The sequence below is a fragment of the Sphingomonas vulcanisoli genome, from assembly GCF_011761305.1.
In the GTDB taxonomy this organism is placed as follows: Bacteria; Pseudomonadota; Alphaproteobacteria; order Sphingomonadales; family Sphingomonadaceae; genus Sphingomonas_I; species Sphingomonas_I vulcanisoli.
Genome location: NZ_JAAOZC010000003.1, coordinates 116821 through 133669, shown reverse-complemented (window position 1 = coordinate 133669; position 16849 = coordinate 116821). Strand labels below are relative to the sequence as shown.

16 protein-coding genes are annotated in these 16849 nt (G+C 66.0%); 13 read left to right on the top strand and 3 right to left on the bottom strand.

Annotated features, from left to right (window positions below):
• Positions 1 to 124 precede the first annotated feature (124 nt).
• From hpnA to FHS31_RS16590, 7 genes are all read left to right on the top strand, one after another.
• Entirely contained in the window at positions 125 to 1120 is a 996-nt protein-coding gene (hpnA, locus tag FHS31_RS07255) for a hopanoid-associated sugar epimerase (protein ID WP_167072707.1), read from the top strand.
• A complete protein-coding gene (locus tag FHS31_RS07250; protein WP_167072706.1) occupies positions 1117 to 2241 on the top strand; it encodes a glycosyltransferase in 1125 nt (374 codons plus the stop codon). Before hpnA ends, FHS31_RS07250 begins: the two co-directional genes overlap by 4 nt.
• Complete coding sequence (hpnC, locus tag FHS31_RS07245; protein WP_208408615.1) at positions 2238 to 3083, top strand: squalene synthase HpnC; 846 nt, start codon at positions 2238 to 2240, stop codon at positions 3081 to 3083. The genes FHS31_RS07250 and hpnC overlap by 4 nt, the downstream gene beginning before the upstream one ends.
• Positions 3080 to 3913 (top strand): presqualene diphosphate synthase HpnD, encoded by an 834-nt coding sequence (gene hpnD, locus FHS31_RS07240; RefSeq protein WP_167072705.1) that lies wholly within the window; start codon positions 3080 to 3082, stop codon positions 3911 to 3913. The genes hpnC and hpnD overlap by 4 nt, the downstream gene beginning before the upstream one ends.
• Positions 3910 to 5148 carry a hydroxysqualene dehydroxylase HpnE gene (gene hpnE / locus FHS31_RS07235; RefSeq protein ID WP_167072704.1) on the top strand — a complete coding sequence of 413 codons (1239 nt, stop codon included), beginning with the start codon at positions 3910 to 3912 and terminating at the stop codon, positions 5146 to 5148. Before hpnD ends, hpnE begins: the two co-directional genes overlap by 4 nt.
• Positions 5148 to 7085, top strand: coding sequence for a squalene--hopene cyclase (gene shc, locus FHS31_RS07230; RefSeq protein ID WP_167072703.1), 1938 nt, complete (start codon positions 5148 to 5150; stop codon positions 7083 to 7085). Before hpnE ends, shc begins: the two co-directional genes overlap by 1 nt.
• A gap of 163 nt (positions 7086 to 7248) precedes the next feature.
• Positions 7249 to 7908, top strand: coding sequence for a phosphorylase family protein (locus FHS31_RS16590; RefSeq protein WP_167072702.1), 660 nt, complete (start codon positions 7249 to 7251; stop codon positions 7906 to 7908).
• Positions 7909 to 7923: 15 nt separating this feature from the next.
• Here FHS31_RS16590 and hpnH read toward each other — a convergent pair whose 3' ends face one another.
• Both hpnH and ispH read right to left on the bottom strand, forming a co-directional pair.
• Positions 7924 to 9072 (bottom strand): adenosyl-hopene transferase HpnH, encoded by a 1149-nt coding sequence (gene hpnH, locus FHS31_RS07220; RefSeq protein ID WP_167072701.1) that lies wholly within the window; start codon positions 9070 to 9072, stop codon positions 7924 to 7926.
• 8 nt (positions 9073 to 9080) lie between these two features.
• The gene (gene ispH, locus FHS31_RS07215) at positions 9081 to 10037 is read right to left on the bottom strand and encodes a 4-hydroxy-3-methylbut-2-enyl diphosphate reductase (protein ID WP_167072700.1); all 957 of its coding nucleotides are present in this window, start codon (positions 10035 to 10037) and stop codon (positions 9081 to 9083) included.
• A 169-nt stretch (positions 10038 to 10206) separates the two neighbouring features.
• On the opposite strand from ispH, the gene FHS31_RS07210 reads away from it, so the two are divergent.
• Positions 10207 to 10782, top strand: coding sequence for an ABC transporter substrate-binding protein (locus tag FHS31_RS07210; RefSeq protein ID WP_341786310.1), 576 nt, complete (start codon positions 10207 to 10209; stop codon positions 10780 to 10782).
• A 123-nt stretch (positions 10783 to 10905) separates the two neighbouring features.
• Here FHS31_RS07210 and dxs read toward each other — a convergent pair whose 3' ends face one another.
• Positions 10906 to 12828 carry a 1-deoxy-D-xylulose-5-phosphate synthase gene (gene dxs / locus FHS31_RS07205; RefSeq protein ID WP_208408614.1) on the bottom strand — a complete coding sequence of 641 codons (1923 nt, stop codon included), beginning with the start codon at positions 12826 to 12828 and terminating at the stop codon, positions 10906 to 10908.
• A gap of 309 nt (positions 12829 to 13137) precedes the next feature.
• On the opposite strand from dxs, the gene FHS31_RS07200 reads away from it, so the two are divergent.
• The 5 genes from FHS31_RS07200 to FHS31_RS07180 all read left to right on the top strand — a co-directional run bounded on the left by FHS31_RS07200 (position 13138) and on the right by FHS31_RS07180 (position 16847).
• A complete protein-coding gene (locus tag FHS31_RS07200; protein ID WP_167072698.1) occupies positions 13138 to 14169 on the top strand; it encodes a COX15/CtaA family protein in 1032 nt (343 codons plus the stop codon).
• Positions 14166 to 14939, top strand: coding sequence for a hypothetical protein (locus tag FHS31_RS07195; RefSeq protein ID WP_167072697.1), 774 nt, complete (start codon positions 14166 to 14168; stop codon positions 14937 to 14939). Before FHS31_RS07200 ends, FHS31_RS07195 begins: the two co-directional genes overlap by 4 nt.
• Positions 14940 to 15100: 161 nt before the next feature.
• Positions 15101 to 15580, top strand: coding sequence for a 50S ribosomal protein L13 (gene rplM, locus FHS31_RS07190; protein WP_167072696.1), 480 nt, complete (start codon positions 15101 to 15103; stop codon positions 15578 to 15580).
• The gene (rpsI, locus tag FHS31_RS07185) at positions 15580 to 16143 is read left to right on the top strand and encodes a 30S ribosomal protein S9 (RefSeq protein ID WP_167072695.1); all 564 of its coding nucleotides are present in this window, start codon (positions 15580 to 15582) and stop codon (positions 16141 to 16143) included. Before rplM ends, rpsI begins: the two co-directional genes overlap by 1 nt.
• Before the next feature lie 263 nt (positions 16144 to 16406).
• The gene (locus tag FHS31_RS07180) at positions 16407 to 16847 is read left to right on the top strand and encodes a hypothetical protein (protein ID WP_167072694.1); all 441 of its coding nucleotides are present in this window, start codon (positions 16407 to 16409) and stop codon (positions 16845 to 16847) included.
• The last annotated feature ends 2 nt before the right edge of the window (positions 16848 to 16849 follow it).

Genomic DNA, 16849 nt, shown 5'->3' with positions numbered 1-16849 from the left:
AGTCGAGACACGCTGCGTGTCGCTCGTGGCACGTCCCTCGACTTCGCTCGGGACGAGCGGGCTTACCGGTGGTAACCGCTCGCGCCCTTCTCAATTCCGCCCCCGCCGCCTAGATCACGCCGCGATGCACGGCGACACCATCCTCGTAACCGGCGTAACGGGCTTCGTCGGCTCCGCCGTCGCGCGCGTGTTCGCGAATGCGGGCTACAAAGTGCGGGGCATGGCGCGCGCGTCGAGCGACCGCACCAACCTCGCCGATTTTCCCGGCACGATCGTCACCGGCGATCTCGATGATAAAGCCTCGCTGGTCGCCGCGCTCGAGGGCTGCGGCGCGCTCGCACATGTCGCCGCCGATTATCGCCTGTGGGTGCCCAAGCCCGCCGATATCATCCTCAGCAACGGCATGGGAACGCGCAACATCATGGAGGCCGCGCTCGAAGCGGGGGTGCAGCGCATCGTCTACACCTCCAGCGTCGCCACGCTGAAACCGCTGCCCGATCGCCCTTCCGATGAGGACCACCCGGCCACCGCCGAAAATGCGATCGGCGCCTACAAGAAGAGCAAGACCGTCGCCGAGCGGCTGGTCGAAAGGATGGTCTCCGAGCAGGGCCTGCCCGCGACGATCGTTTTGCCCTCGACCCCGATCGGCCCGCGCGACGTGAAGCCGACGCCCACCGGGCGCATCATCGTCGATGCCGCCAACGGGCGGATGCCCGCCTATGTCGAAACCGGGCTCAACCTCGTCCATGTCGACGATGTCGCGCACGGTCTTTTGCTCGCGCTGGAAAAAGGCAAGATCGGCCGCCGCTACATCCTCGGCGGGGACGATGTGCCGCTAGGCGCGATGCTCGCCGAGATCGATGCCCAGCTCGGCCGTCCGTTCACCGCGAGGAAGCTGCCGATCGCCCCGCTCGTGCCCGTCGCGCTGGCCATGGAGGGCTTCGCGCGGCTCAGCGGGCGCGAACCCCGGATGACGCTGGACACGCTGCGCATGAGCCGCACACACATGTATTTCTCCAGCGCCCGCGCCGAATCCGAACTTGGCTACGCGCACCGCCCCTGGCAACAGGGCATTGCCGACGCGCTGGCCTGGTCGAGCGCGCACGGAATGCTGACATGATCTGGCTGGCGGTGCTGGCGCTGGCAGTCTGGATCGGCTTGCTCGCCGCCCGCAACGGTTTCTGGCTGGCGCGCGAGCGGGACGAGGCGCTTTTCCCCGTCCCCGTGCACTGGCCCAAGGTCACCGCCATCGTCCCCGCGCGCGACGAGGCCGACGTGATCGCCCGCGCGATCGGATCGATCGCCGCGCAGGATTATCCCGGCGATCTCCAAATTATTTTGGTCGACGACGGCAGCAGCGACGGCACCGCCGAGATCGCGCGGTCGCTCGGCGCGCCCAACCTCCGCATCCTCCCCGGCACGCCCTTGCCGCGCGGCTGGACGGGCAAGCTCTGGGCGATGGAGCAGGGCCGGATCGCGGCGGGCGAAGACCCCCAATATCTGTGGTTCACCGATGCCGATATCGTTCACGCTCCCGACACGCTCAGGATGCTCACCTCCCGCGCCGTGGCCGAGAGACTGACCCTGCACACCTTGATGGCGGAACTGCGCTGCGACAGCCCCGCCGAGCGCGCGCTCGTCCCCGCCTTCGTCTTCTTCTTTCAGATGCTCTATCCCTTCGCGGCGGTGAACCGTCCCGCCTCCCGGATAGCGGGCGCGGCGGGCGGCTGCATGCTGGCCGATCGCGCGGCGCTGGCCCGGGTCGGTGGTCTTCAGACGATCGCCGCCGCACTGATCGACGATTGCGCGATGGGCCGCGCGATGAAGCGCCAAGGTCCGATCCGTCTGTCGCTCACCCGCCGCTCGGTCAGCATCCGGCCCTATGGCGGCTGGCGCGATATCGGGCGGATGATCGCCCGCTCGGCCTACGCGCAGCTCGGCTATTCGCCGCTGGCGCTTGCGGGTACTTTGATCGGCATGGCGCTGATCTACCTCGCCCCGCCCGCGCTTACCTTGTTCGCGCACGGCTTGCCGCGCTGGCTCGGCCTTGCCGCCTGGGCGCTGATGGCGCTGAGCTTCCAGCCGATGCTGCGCTTCTACCGCCGCTCGCCTTTGTGGGGCTGGGCCTTGCCGTCAATCGCGGCTTTCTATGCGGGCGCCACCTTCGTTTCCGCCTGGGATCATTGGCGGGGCAAGGGCGGCATGTGGAAGGGCCGCGCCCAGGCGCAGCTGCAGCCATGAACGCGCCCATCTCCGCCGAAAGCCTCGCCTCGGGCAAGGGCCATAAGGACGAGAATTTCCCCGTCGCCTCGGCGATCGTGGCGCCGAAATATCGCGCGCAGATCATGGCCTTTTACAGGTTCGCGCGCGGGGCCGACGATGTCGCCGATAATGCCGAGGCTTCGCCCGCCGACAAGCTCGCCCGGCTCGAAGCGATGAACGACACGATCATCGGGCTCAGCGATGCCGATCCGGCCTCGGTCGCGCTGCGCGAGGTTCAGAGGGCGCACGGGATCGATCGCTGGCACGCGCTCGATCTGCTGGAAGCCTTCACCCGCGATTGTACCCGAAACCGTTATGAAAGCTGGGACGATCTGATCGATTATTGCCGTTTTTCGGCGATGCCGGTCGGGCGCTACGTGCTCGACGTTCATGGCGAAAGCCGCGATCTCTGGCCCGCCAACGATGCGCTCTGCGCGGCGCTGCAGGTGATCAATCACCTCCAGGATTGCGCCAAGGATTATCGCGCGATCGATCGCGTCTATCTGCCGCAGGAGTTACTCCGCGCGCACGGCGGCCGGACGGAAGACCTCGGCGGCGACCGCGCGACGCCCGGGCTACGCGCCGCGATCGTCGATGCCGCCGAGCGGACCGAAGCCCTGCTCCATCGCTCCGCCGCTTTCTCAGGAAATATCAAGGACAAGCGGCTTGCGCTCGAGGTGGCGGTGATCCACGCGCTGGCGATGAACCTCGTCCGCCGCCTCAAGACCCGCGATCCGCTCAGCGAGCGCGTCCACCATAGCAAGATCGAGATGCTGGCGATTGCGACCCGCGCGGCCTTCGGGCGTTTGCTTGCCCGATGAGCGCCGAAGACCTCACGGAGGCGGTCCCCACGCCCAAGAGCAGCTTCACCGCGGGCATGAAGGTACTGCCCAAGCCAGAGCGCGCGGCGATGTACGGCATCTATGCTTTCTGCCGTGCGGTGGACGATATCGCCGACGATATGGCGGGCAGCCGCGAGGAGCGCGCCCAGGCGCTCGATCAATGGCGCCGCGATCTTGACGATCTCTATGCCGGCGGCCCCGGCGGGAAGGCCGCCTTCCTCAAGCCCGGCGTCGAGCGGTTCGGTCTGGCGCGTGACGATTTCGAGGCGGTTCTCGATGGCATGCAGATGGACGTCGATCGCGATATCCGTTGGCCGCCGCGCGAAGAACTCGATCTCTATTGCGATCGCGTCGCCTCGGCGGTGGGGCGGCTTTCGGTGCGCGTGTTCGGCATGGATGCGGCGCCCGGCCGATTGCTGGCGCACCATCTCGGCCGCGCGCTGCAGCTGACCAACATCCTGCGTGACATCGATGAGGACGCCGCGATCGGCCGCCTCTATCTGCCCGCCGAGGAGCTGGAGCGCGCCGCCATCCCGATCGGGGCCATCGATGCGGTGATCACCGATCCGCGCATCGATCGCGTCGCCCGCCAGGTCGCCAATGAGGCCGAGCATCATTATGCGCAGGCGCGTGTGATCCTCGGCCAGCGTCCCAAGGGGCATTTGCTGGCGCCCCGGCTGATGCTCGCAGCCTACGCCACTTTGCTCCGCCGCATGACCATGAAGGGCTGGGCGCACCCGCGCGGGCGCGTCCGCCACAACCGGCTCAAACTGTTCTTCACCCTGCTCGGGCTGAAGCTCGACCTGTGAGACGCGCGCATGTCGTCGGCGCGGGGCTGGCCGGGCTCAGCGCCGCGATGGCGCTCATCGAAAAGGGCTATAGCGTCCGCCTCTCGGAAGCCGCGCCCCACGCCGGTGGCCGCTGCCGATCCTATCGTGATCCCAAGCTTGGCGTGGTGATCGACAACGGAAATCACCTCGTCCTTTCGGGCAACACCCATGTCGGCGCCTATCTCGAGCGCATTGGCGCGAGCGGCGGGCTGATCGGGCCGGAAGAGGCGATCTTCGATTTCGCCGACCTGCGCGATGGCGCCCGCTGGCGGCTGCGCCCCAATGCCGGGCCGATCCCGTGGTGGATCGCTTCGTCCGCCCGCCGCGTGCCCGGGACGAAGGCACGCGATTACCTTCCCCTTGCCAAGCTGGGCCGGGCGGGGCGCGACGAGACCATCCCCGACAGCCTCCCTGCCAAAGGGCTGCTGTGGGAAAGGCTGCTCGATCCCTTTTTCGTCTCCGCGCTCAACACCCCCTCCGCTACGGCCTCGGCCAAGCTGGCAGGCGCGATCGTTACGGGTACGTTACAGAAGGGTGGGCGAGCCTGCCGCCCGTTGGTGGCGCACCCGACATTGGGAGCGACCTTCGTGGATCCCGCGCTCGCCTGGCTCAAAGCGAAGGGCGCGGACATCCGCCTCGGCCGCCGCCTGCGTGCGATCGATGCCGGAGACCGCGTTATTGGCCTCACTTTCGCCGATACTTCCGATCCAATCGCCGCCGACGAACCCGTGATCCTCGCCGTCCCCGCCTGGAGCGCCACCGAACTGCTGCCCGGCCTCACCGCCCCCGATCAGCATCACGCGATCGTCAACGCCCACTTCCTGATGCCCGCGCCCGCCAACGCGCCGCTGCTTACCGGCGTGATCGGCGGCACCGCGCATTGGATCTTCGCCTTCCCCGATCGCCTCTCGGTAACGATCAGCGCCGCCGATGCGCTGTGCGACATGGACCGCGATCAACTCGCCGCGCGCATCTGGGCCGACGTCGCCGCTACGCTCAGCATCCCCGAACCGATGCCGCCGTGGCAAATCGTCCGCGAACGGCGCGCGACCTTCGCCGCCACGCCCGCACAGGATCGCCGCCGCCCCGCTGCCCGCACCTCCCTTGCCAATCTCTTCCTCGCAGGCGATTGGACGCAGACCGGCCTGCCCGCGACGATTGAGGGCGCGATCCAATCGGGCGAGACGGCCGCCGCGCTGACTGACGGACGTTGATGCTGACCACCGCCGATCTTCTCTCTGGCACCCCCGCGCTCGATCGCGTCGAAGATGCGGTCGCCTCGGCGGCGCAGGCGCTCAAGGCGCTGCAAAAGCCTGACGGCCACTGGGTGTTCGAGCTGGAAGCCGACGCCACCATCCCCGCCGAATATATCCTGCTGCGCCACTATCTCGGCGAGCCCGATGATCTGGCGCTGGAGGCGGCGATCGGCCGCTATCTCCGCCGTATCCAGGGCGATCATGGCGGCTGGCCGCTGTTCCACGGCGGCGCGCTCGATCTCTCGGCGACGGTGAAGGCTTATTATGCGCTCAAGATGATCGGCGACGATCCGCAGGCGCTGCACATGGCCCGCGCCCGCGCCGAGATCCTCAAGCGCGGCGGCGCGGTGGCGAGTAACGTCTTCACCCGCATCCAGCTCGCCTTGTTCGGCGCGGGATCATGGGCGGTGGTGCCCGAAGTGCCGGTCGAGCTGATGCTCGTGCCGAAGAACTTCCCGATCCACATCGCCAAGATCTCCTATTGGGCGCGCACGGTGATGGTGCCGCTGCTGGTGCTGGCGGCGCTCAGGCCTATCGCGAAGAACCCGCGCGGTATCCGCGTCGATGAGCTTTACGTGCCCGGCGCCAGGCCTCCCGCCAGCGGCGCGCACGCGCATCGGGGCTGGGCGTTCGCGTTCAATATGCTCGATCGCGGGCTCAAGATGTTGGGCAACCGCTGGCCGAAGCGCCTGCGCGCCAGGGCGATCGAGGCGGCGCGGACGTTCGTGGTCGAACGGCTCAATGGCGAGGATGGGCTCGGTGCCATTTATCCGGCCATGGCGAACAGCGTGATGATGTTCGATTGCCTGGGCTATACGCCCGATCACCCGGATCGCGCCATCGCCCGCCAGTCGGTAGAGAATTTGCTCGTCCGCCGGGAGGATGGTGAAGTCTATTGCCAGCCCTGCGTCTCGCCGATCTGGGACAGCGCCCTCGCCGCGCACGCGATGCTGGAGGCGGGCGAAGAAGCCTCCGCCGGCCGCGCGCTCGATTGGCTCGCACCCAAACAGGTGCTGGATGTCGAGGGTGATTGGGCGTGGCAGCGCCCCGGCCTGCGCCCCGGCGGCTGGGCCTTCCAGTACAACAACGCTTATTATCCCGATACCGACGATACCGCCGCCGTCGCGCTGGCGATGGACCGCGCCGCGCCGGGCAAGTTCGAGGAGGCGATCGAGCGCGCCCGCGAATGGACGCTCGGCATGCAATCCTCGGACGGCGGCTGGGGCGCGTTCGATATCGACAACAGCCACCATTATCTCAACAACATCCCCTTCTCGGATCATGGCGCCCTACTCGATCCGCCGACCGTGGACGTCGCCGCGCGCTGCATCTCCTTCCTGGCCCAGCGCGGAAACCCGGACGATAAGGCCGCGATCGATCGGGGCGTGGCGTTTATCGCGAAAGAGCAGGAGAAGGACGGCAGCTGGTTCGGCCGCTGGGGCGTCAACCATATCTATGGCACCTGGTCGGCGCTGTCGGCCCTCAATGCCGCCGGCGTGCCCGCCGATACGCCGATGATCCGCCGCGCGGTGGCGTGGCTGGAGGCCATCCAGAACGAAGACGGCGGCTGGGGCGAGGGTTGCGAAAGCTATGCGCTCGATCGCGCCTGCCACACCCCCTTCCCCTCCAGCGCCTCGCAGACCGCCTGGGCGCTGATCGGGCTGATGGCGGCGGGCGAAGTGGACAGTCCAGCGGTCGCGCGCGGCGTGGCCTGGCTCCTCGCTCATCAGGATGCGGACGGGCTGTGGGGGCAGGAAGTCTACACCGGCGGCGGCTTCCCCCGCGTTTTCTACCTCCGCTACCACGGCTACCCGAAATTCTTCCCGCTCTGGGCACTGGCGCGCTACCGTAACCTGCAGCGCGGCAATTCGAGGGATGTAGCGTGGGGCATCTAGCGCAACCTGCCCCCTCCCCCCCTGTGGGGGAGGGTTGGGGAGAGGGGATCGACCGAGCCGGCTCGATGCCGGCGAGGACGAATAAGCTCGCTGCACTCGCCCCCCTCTCCCTCCCAAGCCTGGCGGCTTGGGCCCCTACCTCTCCCACAAGGGGAGAGGGCTAGTGCTCCCCATCCTCGTCGCCACGGGCTTCAATCGTGAGGTCCAGACCCTCCCCACCGAAGGCGTGATCGCCGTCGCAGGGGGCGGGGACGCCGCCGCGCTCGAACGCAATCTCTCCGCGCTCGCCCCCAATGCCGCCGGCATCGTCAGCTACGGCCTCACCGGCGCGCTCCATGACGATCTCAAGATCGGCGACTGGATCGTCGGCAGCCGGATCTGCGGCGGGATCGATCTCGAATGCGATCGCGTCTGGAGCGAAGCGCTCGCCGCCCGCCTCCCCGGCGCGCGCATCGGTGGCTTCTTCGCCGATGGCCGCATGATCGATACCGTCGCCGAAAAGCGCGATCTCGGCCGCTGCCACACCGCGCTCGCCGTCGATATGGAGAGCCACGTCGCCGCCCGCGTGGCTCAGGCGCACGGCCTGCCCTTCGTGATCGTCCGCATTGTATCGGACGAGGCCGGCCACCTGCTGCCACACGCGGTCACCGTCTGCATGAAGCCCGACGGCAGCCTCGATACCCCCGCGATGCTCAAGAGCCTCGCCGCCGATCCCCGCCAATTGCCCGATGTCGTCAAGACGATGGCAAATTTCGCGAAAGGCTTTCGCGGGCTGAAGGCGGGCGCGCAGAAGATCGGCGCGCGGATGGCGTTTCCCGGCTGACGGATCAGCCGAGGATCAATTCACCTCGACGTGGCGGTCCGTCTTGTTGCCGGCCTTCGCCATCCGATCGAGATGCGCGTCGACGTTCAGCGAGAAGACGTCCTTCGATCGCCGCTGATTCTCCAGCGAAATATCCTCCGCCATCGGGCCATCGGTGCGGACGCCCTTGAGGCTCAGCATCGCCGCCTTGATCGGGTGATTCATGATATCCGTGACGGCGCTGGCTTCGAAGCCGGAATGCACCATGCAATCCTGGCACTTCTCATAATTGCCGACGCCGTACTGATCCCAGTCGGTGCCTTCCATCAGCTCGGTGAAGCTATCGACATAGCCTTCGCCGAGCAGGTAGCAGGGCTTCTGCCAGCCGAAGACAGTGCGCGTGGGATTGCCCCACGGCGTGCATTTATAGGCCTTATTGCCCGCCAGGAAATTGAGGAAGGCGGTCGATTGGCTGAACGGCCATTCCTTGCCGCCGCGCCCGCGTGACAGGATGCCGCGGAACAGCTCCTTGGTCCGGGTGCGGTTGAGGAAGCTCGCCTGATCCGGCGCGCGCTCATAGCTGTAGCCGGGTGAAACCGTGATGCCGCTGACGCCCAGCGCCTTCACCGTATCGAAGAAGCGCGCCACCCGCTCCGGATCGGCATCGTTGAACAAGGTGCAGTTAATCGAGACCGCGAAGCCGCGCTCCTTGGCCATGCGGATCGCATCGACCGCGACCTCATAGACGCCATCCTGGCTCACCGCCTGATCGTGCATGCCGAGATCGCCATCGAGATGGATCGACCAGGTGAAGCCGGGGTTCGGCTTGTAACTGTCGATCTTCTTCTTGAGCAGCAGCGCGTTGGTGCAGAGGATGACGTATTTCTTGCGCGCCAGGAAACCCTCGACGATCTTGGGCATGTCGCGATGGAGCAAGGGCTCGCCGCCCGCGATCGAGACCACCGGCGCGCCGCACTCGTCGATCGCCGCCATGCATTGATCGTAGCTCAGCCGCTGATTGAGGATCGAATCGGGATAATCGATCTTGCCGCAGCCCTTGCAGGCGAGGTTGCAGCGGAACAGCGGCTCCAGCATCAGCACCAGCGGGTAACGCTGGACGCCCCGGAAGTGCTTGCCGGCGATATAGGCGCCGATGCGGGCGACCTGGGACAAAGGTACGGGCATTTAGGGTGTCAGCCTTCTACGGGCGCCGGTTGCCTAAGCTTGCGCAGCTCGGGCGGCAGGCGGAATTCGATATGTTCCTCGATCCCGTCGAGCTTCTCGACGGCGATATCGGGGCGGCAGGCACGGATGCGATCGATCACGCCCTGCACCAGCTCTTCGGGCGCGGACGCTCCGGCGGTGAGGCCGATCACCTCCACCTGCTGCAGCCAGGCGGGATCCAACTGCGTGGCATCCTCGATCAGGAAGCTGGGCAGCCCCTCTTCCTCACCGATCTCGCGCAGCCGGTTGCTGTTCGAGCTATTGGGCGCACCGACAACGATGATCATGTCCGAAACGCGGGAGAGATCGCGCACCGCCTGCTGGCGGTTCTGCGTCGCGTAGCAGATATCCTTGACGTCGGGACCGATCACATCGCTGAACCGCGCCTGCAGCGCCGAGATGATGTCGCGCGTATCGTCGACCGAAAGCGTCGTCTGCGTGACATAAGCGATCGGTGCATCGAGCGGCAACGGCAGCCCGGCAACATCCTCGACCGTGCCCGCCAGCCACACCTTGCCATCGATCTGGCCGAGCGTGCCGACCACCTCCGGGTGCCCGGCATGGCCGATCAGCACCAGATTGCGGCCCTGCTTCAAATAGCGGCGGCCCTGGAAATGCACCTTGCGGACGAGCGGACAGGTGGCATCCAGCACCTGCAGCTCGCCGATCCTGGCCTCTTCCTCGACATCGCGGCCGACGCCGTGCGCGCTGAACACCGCGACCTCGCCGGGGGGTACTTCATCCAGTTCCTCGACGAACACCGCGCCCTTGTTGCGCAATTTCTCGACGACATGGCGGTTGTGGACGATCTCGTGGCGGACATAGACGGGCTTGCCGACGCGATCGAGCGCCTGATCGACGATGTCGATCGCGCGGATTACGCCCGCACAAAAGCCGCGCGGCTGAGCAAGAACGATCTTGGCCAAAGGACCTCCCAACGCGAAACTCCCTTTCTCTTTGATCGCTTTGCCGCCGCGCAGCAAGCCTTGCGGGCGGCAGGATGAAGCCCCGATGACTGTTACGCCCCACAGCAACCGTTCAGCCCCCGTTTGGTCACAAAGTGCGTTAGAAGCGCCGAGATACAAGGAGAGCGTCGTGAATTTCCGCCTGCCTGTTGCAGCTTTGCCGCTGTTTTTGGCGCTTGCCGCGCCTTCGCACGCCGCCGAAATCGGCGCCGCCGCGCATGTCGCCGCTTATGATGACAAGGTCATAGCGGTGATGAAGGAGGGCCTTCCGACCGCGCAGCGCATCGCGCGCTTTCAGACGATCGTCGCGCAAAGCTACGATATGCCCGCGATCGCGGCGCTGGTGATCGGCCCGGGCTGGGCGAGTGCGTCCGCCGCCGACAAGAGTGCCGCGATCCAGGCACTCACCCGCCATTCGGCGATCAGCCTGGCACGCAATTTCAAAAGCTATTCGGGCGAGAAATTCGTCGTCGATCCCACGGTGCAACAGCGCGGGAACGACAGCATCGTCAAGGTGAGGATCGGCAGCGACATCCTCTACTTCCGCGTCCACCGCTCGGGAAGCGGCTGGTCGATCATCGACGTGATCTCGGGTGGCGTCAGCCAGCTCGCCGTGCAGAAATCCGATCTGGCGAGCACGGCTGCGGGCGGCGCAGCGGCGGTAGCGAAGCGGCTGCAGCAGGTGGATGCAAAGGCGGGAGGGTGACATCAAGCCCCTCCCCTTCAGGGGAGGGGTTGGGGGTGGGGTAGTCCGATCGAGGTTGGGCGCTTTGGGTTGAGTGCGTTCCCCACCCCAACCCCTCCCCTCAAGGGTAGGGGCTAAAGATAATTACGCCCTAAACCCCTCGACAATCCCCACGCTATTCCGCCGCAAGGCGGTCAGCACCGTCTCGACGATCGCATCGGCATCCAGCCGCGCCTCGGCATATTGCAGCTCGGGCTTGTCGTGATCCTGGAACATGTCCGGCAGGCGCAGCGTGCGCAGCTTGAGGCCACCGTCGATCAGCCCCTCGTCGGAGGCCAGGGTCAGCACATGCGCGCCGAGCCCGCCGATCGCATTCTCCTCGATCGTCACCGCCACTTCGTGCGTGGCCAGCGTCTTGCGGATCAGCGCATTATCCAGCGGCTTGGCGAAGCGGAGATCGATCACGGTGGTCGAAAGCCCCTGCGCTTCCAGCCGATCGGCCGCGGCCTGCGCTTCGGCCAGCCGAGTGCCAAGGCTGAGGATAGCTACCGCCTTGCCCTCGCGCACGATACGGCCCTTGCCGATCTCCAGCGTCTGCGGCGTCTCGGGCAGCGCCACGCCGGTGCCGGCCCCACGCGGATAACGGAACGCGATCGGGCCATCGTCATATTGCGCGGCGGTATGGACCATATGGACGAGTTCGGCCTCGTCCGCGGGCGCCATCACCACGAAATTGGGCAGCGTCGAGAGATAAGTGAGATCGAAGCTGCCCGCATGCGTCGCGCCATCGGCGCCGACCAGCCCGGCGCGATCGATCGCGAAGCGCACCGGCAGATTCTGGATCGCGACATCGTGGACGACCTGATCATAGGCGCGCTGCAGGAAGGTGGAATAGATCGCGCAGAACGGCCGCATCCCCTGCGCGGCGAGACCGGCGGCGAAGGTGACGGCATGCTGCTCGGCGATGCCGACATCGAAGCTGCGATCCGGGAAAGCCTTGGCGAAGCGATCAACGCCGGTGCCCGAGGGCATGGCGGCGGTAATCGCACAGATGCGCGGATCGCTCTTGGCTTCCTCGACCAGCGCATCGCCGAACACGTTCTGATATTGCGGCGGCCCCGGCGGCGCCTTGGCCTGGACGCCCGAGACGACATCGAATTTCTGCACCGCGTGCAGCTTATCGGCGCGCTCCTCGGCGGGCGCATAGCCATGGCCCTTCTTGGTGACGACATGGACGAGGATCGGGCCCTCGGCCGCGTCGCGGACATTCTCCAGCACCGGGATCAGATGATCGAGATTGTGGCCGTCGATCGGGCCGACATAATAGAAGCCGAGCTGTTCGAAGAGCGTGCCGCCCATCGCCATGCCGCGCGCGAACTCGTCAGTCTTCTCCAGCGCATCCTTGATCGGGCGTGGCAGCTTGCGCGAAATCTTCTTGGCAACCTCACGCAGCGACAGGAACGGCCGCGAGGAAACGATCATCGCCAGATAGGCCGAAAGCCCGCCCACCGGCGGCGCGATCGACATATCATTGTCGTTGAGGATCACGACCAGGCGATTGCCCGCCGCTTCCGCATTGTTCATCGCCTCATAGGCCATGCCCGCGGACATTGCGCCATCACCGATTACCGCGATCGCCTTGCCCGGCTTGTTCGCCAGCTTGTTGGCCACCGCGAAGCCCAGCGCCGCCGAGATCGAGGTCGACGAGTGCGCCGCGCCGAACGGATCATATTCGCTCTCGCTGCGCTTGGTGAAGCCCGAAAGGCCACTGCCCTGCCGCAGCGTGCGGATACGATCGCGCCGCCCGGTGAGGATTTTGTGCGGATAGGCCTGGTGGCCGACATCCCAGATCAATTTGTCATCGGGCGTATTGAAGACATAATGGAGTGCGGTCGTCAGCTCGACCACGCCGAGCCCGGCACCCAGATGCCCGCCCGTCACCGACACCGCCGAGATCATCTCGGCCCGCAATTCATCTGCCAGCTGGCGCAGCCGGCTCTGGTCCAGTGCGCGAACATCCCGAGGAAGATTGACGGTATCGAGCAGGGGCGTTTCGGGTTTGGACATCAGGTTTTCATTCTCCGAATTGTCCCTCTTAGCGACGTTGACACAGGTTCGCCACATCCGTGGATCAAGCCGTCCACAACTTTGATGCCGGTGCGGCGGCGTTACCACAGCGCGGGGAAGGCTGAACGCGCGATGGATAAGTTTCATCCTCCCCGGCACGGGGAGGTGGCATCGCGCAGCGATGACGGAGGGGGCTCACAATCAAGCGCAGCGCCGGTGGATAGCCCCCTCCACCATCCTGCGGATGGTCCCCCTCCCCGTGCCGGGGAGGATTGAGTTCGCGTCGACCGCGCCGCATAGCGCGCCCCGATGTTCTTTACGCGCTCCCCCTACCACCCCAAACCCCGCGCGCTCGGCCAGTGGCTGCTGGTCGTCGCCGCACTGGTGTTCGGGATCGTCATCGTCGGCGGGATCACGCGCCTGACCGAAAGCGGGCTTTCGATCGTGACGTGGGATCCGATCCTCGGCACGCTGCCGCCGCTCACCCACGCGCAATGGCAGGCGGCGTTCGATGCCTATAAGGCAATCCCCCAATATGCCGCCTTCAACAAGAGCATGACGCTGGAGGGCTTCCAGCACATCTATTTCTGGGAATATCTGCACCGCCTGCTGGCGCGCGGCATCGGCACGGTGCTGGGAATCGTGCTGCTCGTCTTCTGGTGGAAGAGCTGGATTCCGCGCGGCTATGGGCGGCGGATCGTGCTGATCCTGGCGCTGGGCGGGCTGCAGGGGCTGATCGGCTGGTGGATGGTCGCCTCGGGCCTGCAGGATCGGGTCGAGGTCAGCCACCTCCGCCTCGCCACCCACCTGCTCGCGGCGATGCTGATCTACGGTGTGCTGATCTGGACCGCGCTCGATCTGTTCGGTGAAGCCAAGGGGCAGCCCCGCGCGCGGCTGCTGCTCGATCCGGCCAGCGCGATCTTCGCGCTGGCGGTGCAGCTGATGCTGGGCGCTTTCACCGCCGGGCTGCGCGCGGGCTATGCCTTTTCGAGCTGGCCGCTGATGGGGGACCATTTCTTCCCGCAGGGCGGCTGGGCGCCGCAGGGCATTGCCTTCAACCTCTTCTACAATCCTGTCGTGGTGCAATTCATCCATCGCTGGTGGGCGTGGGTGGTGGTGATGGTGGCGCTGCTGCTGGCGCAATCCGCGTGGAAGAAGGGCGGCCGCGTGGCGGGCATTCACGCCATTGTGCTGGTCGCGCTGCAGGTCGTGCTGGGGATCGCCACCCTGCTCACCGGCGTACTGCTGCCGATCGCGGTGGCGCACCAGGCGGTGGCGGCGCTGCTGCTCGCCTGCTTCGTGTGGTGCGCGCATGTCGTGGGGACGGCGCCCCGGCGATGATTGCCGTGATGCTCGCGGCAGCGATCGCCCCCGCCTTCGCGCCGCCGCCGGGCACAATCACCTACACCATCCGCGATCTCTACGCCGCACACGAAGCGGTGACGACGCGCGAGACACTGGCCTTTACGCGCGACGATCGCGGCCTCGTCGCCCATCTCGTCCCGCTGTCGCGCACGTCGGACGCCTCGCCACAGGCGCGCGATGCGATCGCCCGGCTGTTCGCGCCGCTGATCGGGGTGGAGAGCAAGCTCCGCCTCGCGGCCGACGGCACTCCTTTGCAGCTGATCGACAGCGACAGGCCATGGGCCGCCTTCCTCGCCTCGCGCGCGGCGCTGCGCGCCAAGTTCAACGCCGATCCGGCGCTCCCCGCCGCCGCCAAGGCGATGACCAATAAAGTGCTCGATGCCGAAACCGCCCCCACCGCGCGCGACCAGCGGCTGCGCGAGCCGTTCGAACAAATCCTGCCGCCGCGCCTGCCGCCACTGGCGATCGGCAGCAGCAGCGATTTCAAGGCGACGATCGCGACCCCCGGCGGCCCGGTCTCGGCCACAGGCAAAGTCACGCTGACCGCGATCGAGAACGACCTGCTCCGCTACCGCATCACGCTCGCCACCGCGCCGATCGGCGACAAGGCCGCCGTCTACAAACAAAGCGATGACCTGACGATCGACCGCGCTACCGGGCTTCTGGCGGCGGCGCACCGCGAACGCAGCCTTGTCATCGGGGGCGGCGCGGTCCAGCCGATTCTGACCGAGGACATCGCCCGCTGATCCATGAGGTATTATTTTACCTCACGAGAAAAGGCCCGATCTGTTGACTTTTATCGCCCTCTGCCGCTAACGGCCCTCCAGCGGCGCTGCCCCCAACCGGGCGGCGCCTCGTTGTTTTCGAGTGCCTTCGCGGCACTTTCGCCAACTTTCAAGGAAGCCCAATGAAGGCGCTCACCAAGACCACCCAGGTGGCCACGCCGTCCACGATCGAGAAGAAATGGCATCTGATCGATGCCGATGGCCTCGTCGTCGGCCGCGTCGCCTCGATCATCGCCAACGTCCTGCGCGGCAAGCATAAGCCGAGCTACACCCCGTTCCTCGATTGCGGTGACAACGTCATCGTCATCAATGCGGATAAGGTGCGCTTCACCGGCAAGAAGCTCGGCCAGAAGGTCTATTACAAGCACACCGGTTACGCCGGCGGCATCAAGGGCATCACCGCGGCCAAGGTGCTGGACAGCAAGTTCCCCGAGCGCGTGCTCGAAAAGGCAGTCGAGCGGATGATCCCGCGCGGCCCGCTCGGCCGCCAGCAGATGCGCAACCTGCGCGTCTTCAAGGGTGCCGAGCATGATCATGCCGCGCAGAGCCCGGAAGTGATGGATATCGCGGGAATGAACCGCAAGAACAAGGTGGGCGCATAATGTCCGATAATCGCCAGTCTCTCGCCGATCTCGCGAACCTCACCGGTCAGGCCGCGCCTGCGCCCGTCCCTACCGGCGCGGACAGCACCGAGGTCGTCAGCCCCGATGCCTATCTCGCCGGCGAGATCGCGCCGCCGTCGACCCCCGCCGTGCTGCGCGAGCAGGAAATCGACGCGCAGGGCCGCGCTTATGCAACCGGCCGCCGCAAGGATGCCGTCGCCCGCGTCTGGATCAAGCCGGGATCGGGCAAGGTCACGGTCAACGGCCGCGATCAGGAAGTCTATTTTGCACGCCCCACGCTGCGCCTCGTCATCAACCAGCCCTTCCAGGTCGCCGAGCGCGAAGGCCAGTATGACGTGATCGTCACCGTCGCCGGTGGCGGTCTCTCGGGCCAGGCCGGGGCGGTGAAGCACGGCATCAGCCAAGCGCTCACCAAATATGAGCCGATCCTGCGCGCGCCGGTAAAGGCCGCAGGCTTCCTCACCCGCGACAGCCGCACCGTCGAGCGTAAGAAATACGGCAAGGCGAAGGCCCGCCGCAGCTTCCAGTTCTCGAAGCGGTAGGAAACGGGCGGCTTCGGATTGCGCAAGCAATCTGAAGACTCGCCACGACGGGCAGCGGGATCGGCGCAGCCGGTCACGTCTGACGGCATGGCGGACCATCGAAACAGAAAGGGCGGCCCCGGCATCCGGAGCCGCCCTTTTCTTGGGAACGTATGCCGGCGGGCAACGTCAGCTTCCGCCCCCAGATGTTGCCGTTCGGGCCTTGCAAGCAGCTGGCGACAGCGGACATATCGCGTTGACGGCAGATCGGGAGGAGAACGACTATGCGCAAGGTTTCGATCATTACGCCTAGTCTTATGCTCCTCCAGCCGATGTCTCCTGCAATCGGCGATGAGGTTGTTCAGATTGATAAATCGGGCAAAGGCGCCGTTCTGTGCATGTGGGGAATTTATCAAGCCGCTAGCGCCGTCGGTTTGGAATGTCACAAAGGTGAAGACGCTGCTTTTCAGAACGAACTGAAACGCTCCCTCGATCGCATGGACGACTTTATAATCAAAAACAGCAAACGGCCGGTGTCAAAGGCCGATCTTGAATCCCGTCGATCGGAAGGGCTTCAACAGCTACGCTCTTCTGGAAATATCTGCATCGGTGACGCCGCTAAGATATACAGCGCGTTGCAGAGTGCTGGGGCCATGAATCTGGAAAAGCAAACAACTGATCTTCTATCTATCCCGCGCGAGCCGGTAATGAACCCGTGCCTATAGCT

Excerpts from the sequence above, each read along its gene's own strand:
- hpnA (WP_167072707.1), top strand. The coding sequence starts at position 125 with ATGCACGGCGACACCATCCTCGTAACCGGCGTAACGGGCTTCGTCGGC.
- FHS31_RS07250 (WP_167072706.1), top strand. The coding sequence starts at position 1,117 with ATGATCTGGCTGGCGGTGCTGGCGCTGGCAGTCTGGATCGGCTTGCTC.
- hpnC (WP_208408615.1), top strand. The coding sequence starts at position 2,238 with ATGAACGCGCCCATCTCCGCCGAAAGCCTCGCCTCGGGCAAGGGCCAT.
- hpnD (WP_167072705.1), top strand. The coding sequence starts at position 3,080 with ATGAGCGCCGAAGACCTCACGGAGGCGGTCCCCACGCCCAAGAGCAGC.
- shc (WP_167072703.1), top strand. The coding sequence starts at position 5,148 with ATGCTGACCACCGCCGATCTTCTCTCTGGCACCCCCGCGCTCGATCGC.
- hpnH (WP_167072701.1), bottom strand. The coding sequence starts at position 9,072 with ATGCCCGTACCTTTGTCCCAGGTCGCCCGCATCGGCGCCTATATCGCC.
- dxs (WP_208408614.1), bottom strand. The coding sequence starts at position 12,828 with ATGTCCAAACCCGAAACGCCCCTGCTCGATACCGTCAATCTTCCTCGG.
- FHS31_RS07200 (WP_167072698.1), top strand. The coding sequence starts at position 13,138 with ATGTTCTTTACGCGCTCCCCCTACCACCCCAAACCCCGCGCGCTCGGC.
- FHS31_RS07195 (WP_167072697.1), top strand. The coding sequence starts at position 14,166 with ATGATTGCCGTGATGCTCGCGGCAGCGATCGCCCCCGCCTTCGCGCCG.
- rplM (WP_167072696.1), top strand. The coding sequence starts at position 15,101 with ATGAAGGCGCTCACCAAGACCACCCAGGTGGCCACGCCGTCCACGATC.
- rpsI (WP_167072695.1), top strand. The coding sequence starts at position 15,580 with ATGTCCGATAATCGCCAGTCTCTCGCCGATCTCGCGAACCTCACCGGT.
- FHS31_RS07180 (WP_167072694.1), top strand. The coding sequence starts at position 16,407 with ATGCGCAAGGTTTCGATCATTACGCCTAGTCTTATGCTCCTCCAGCCG.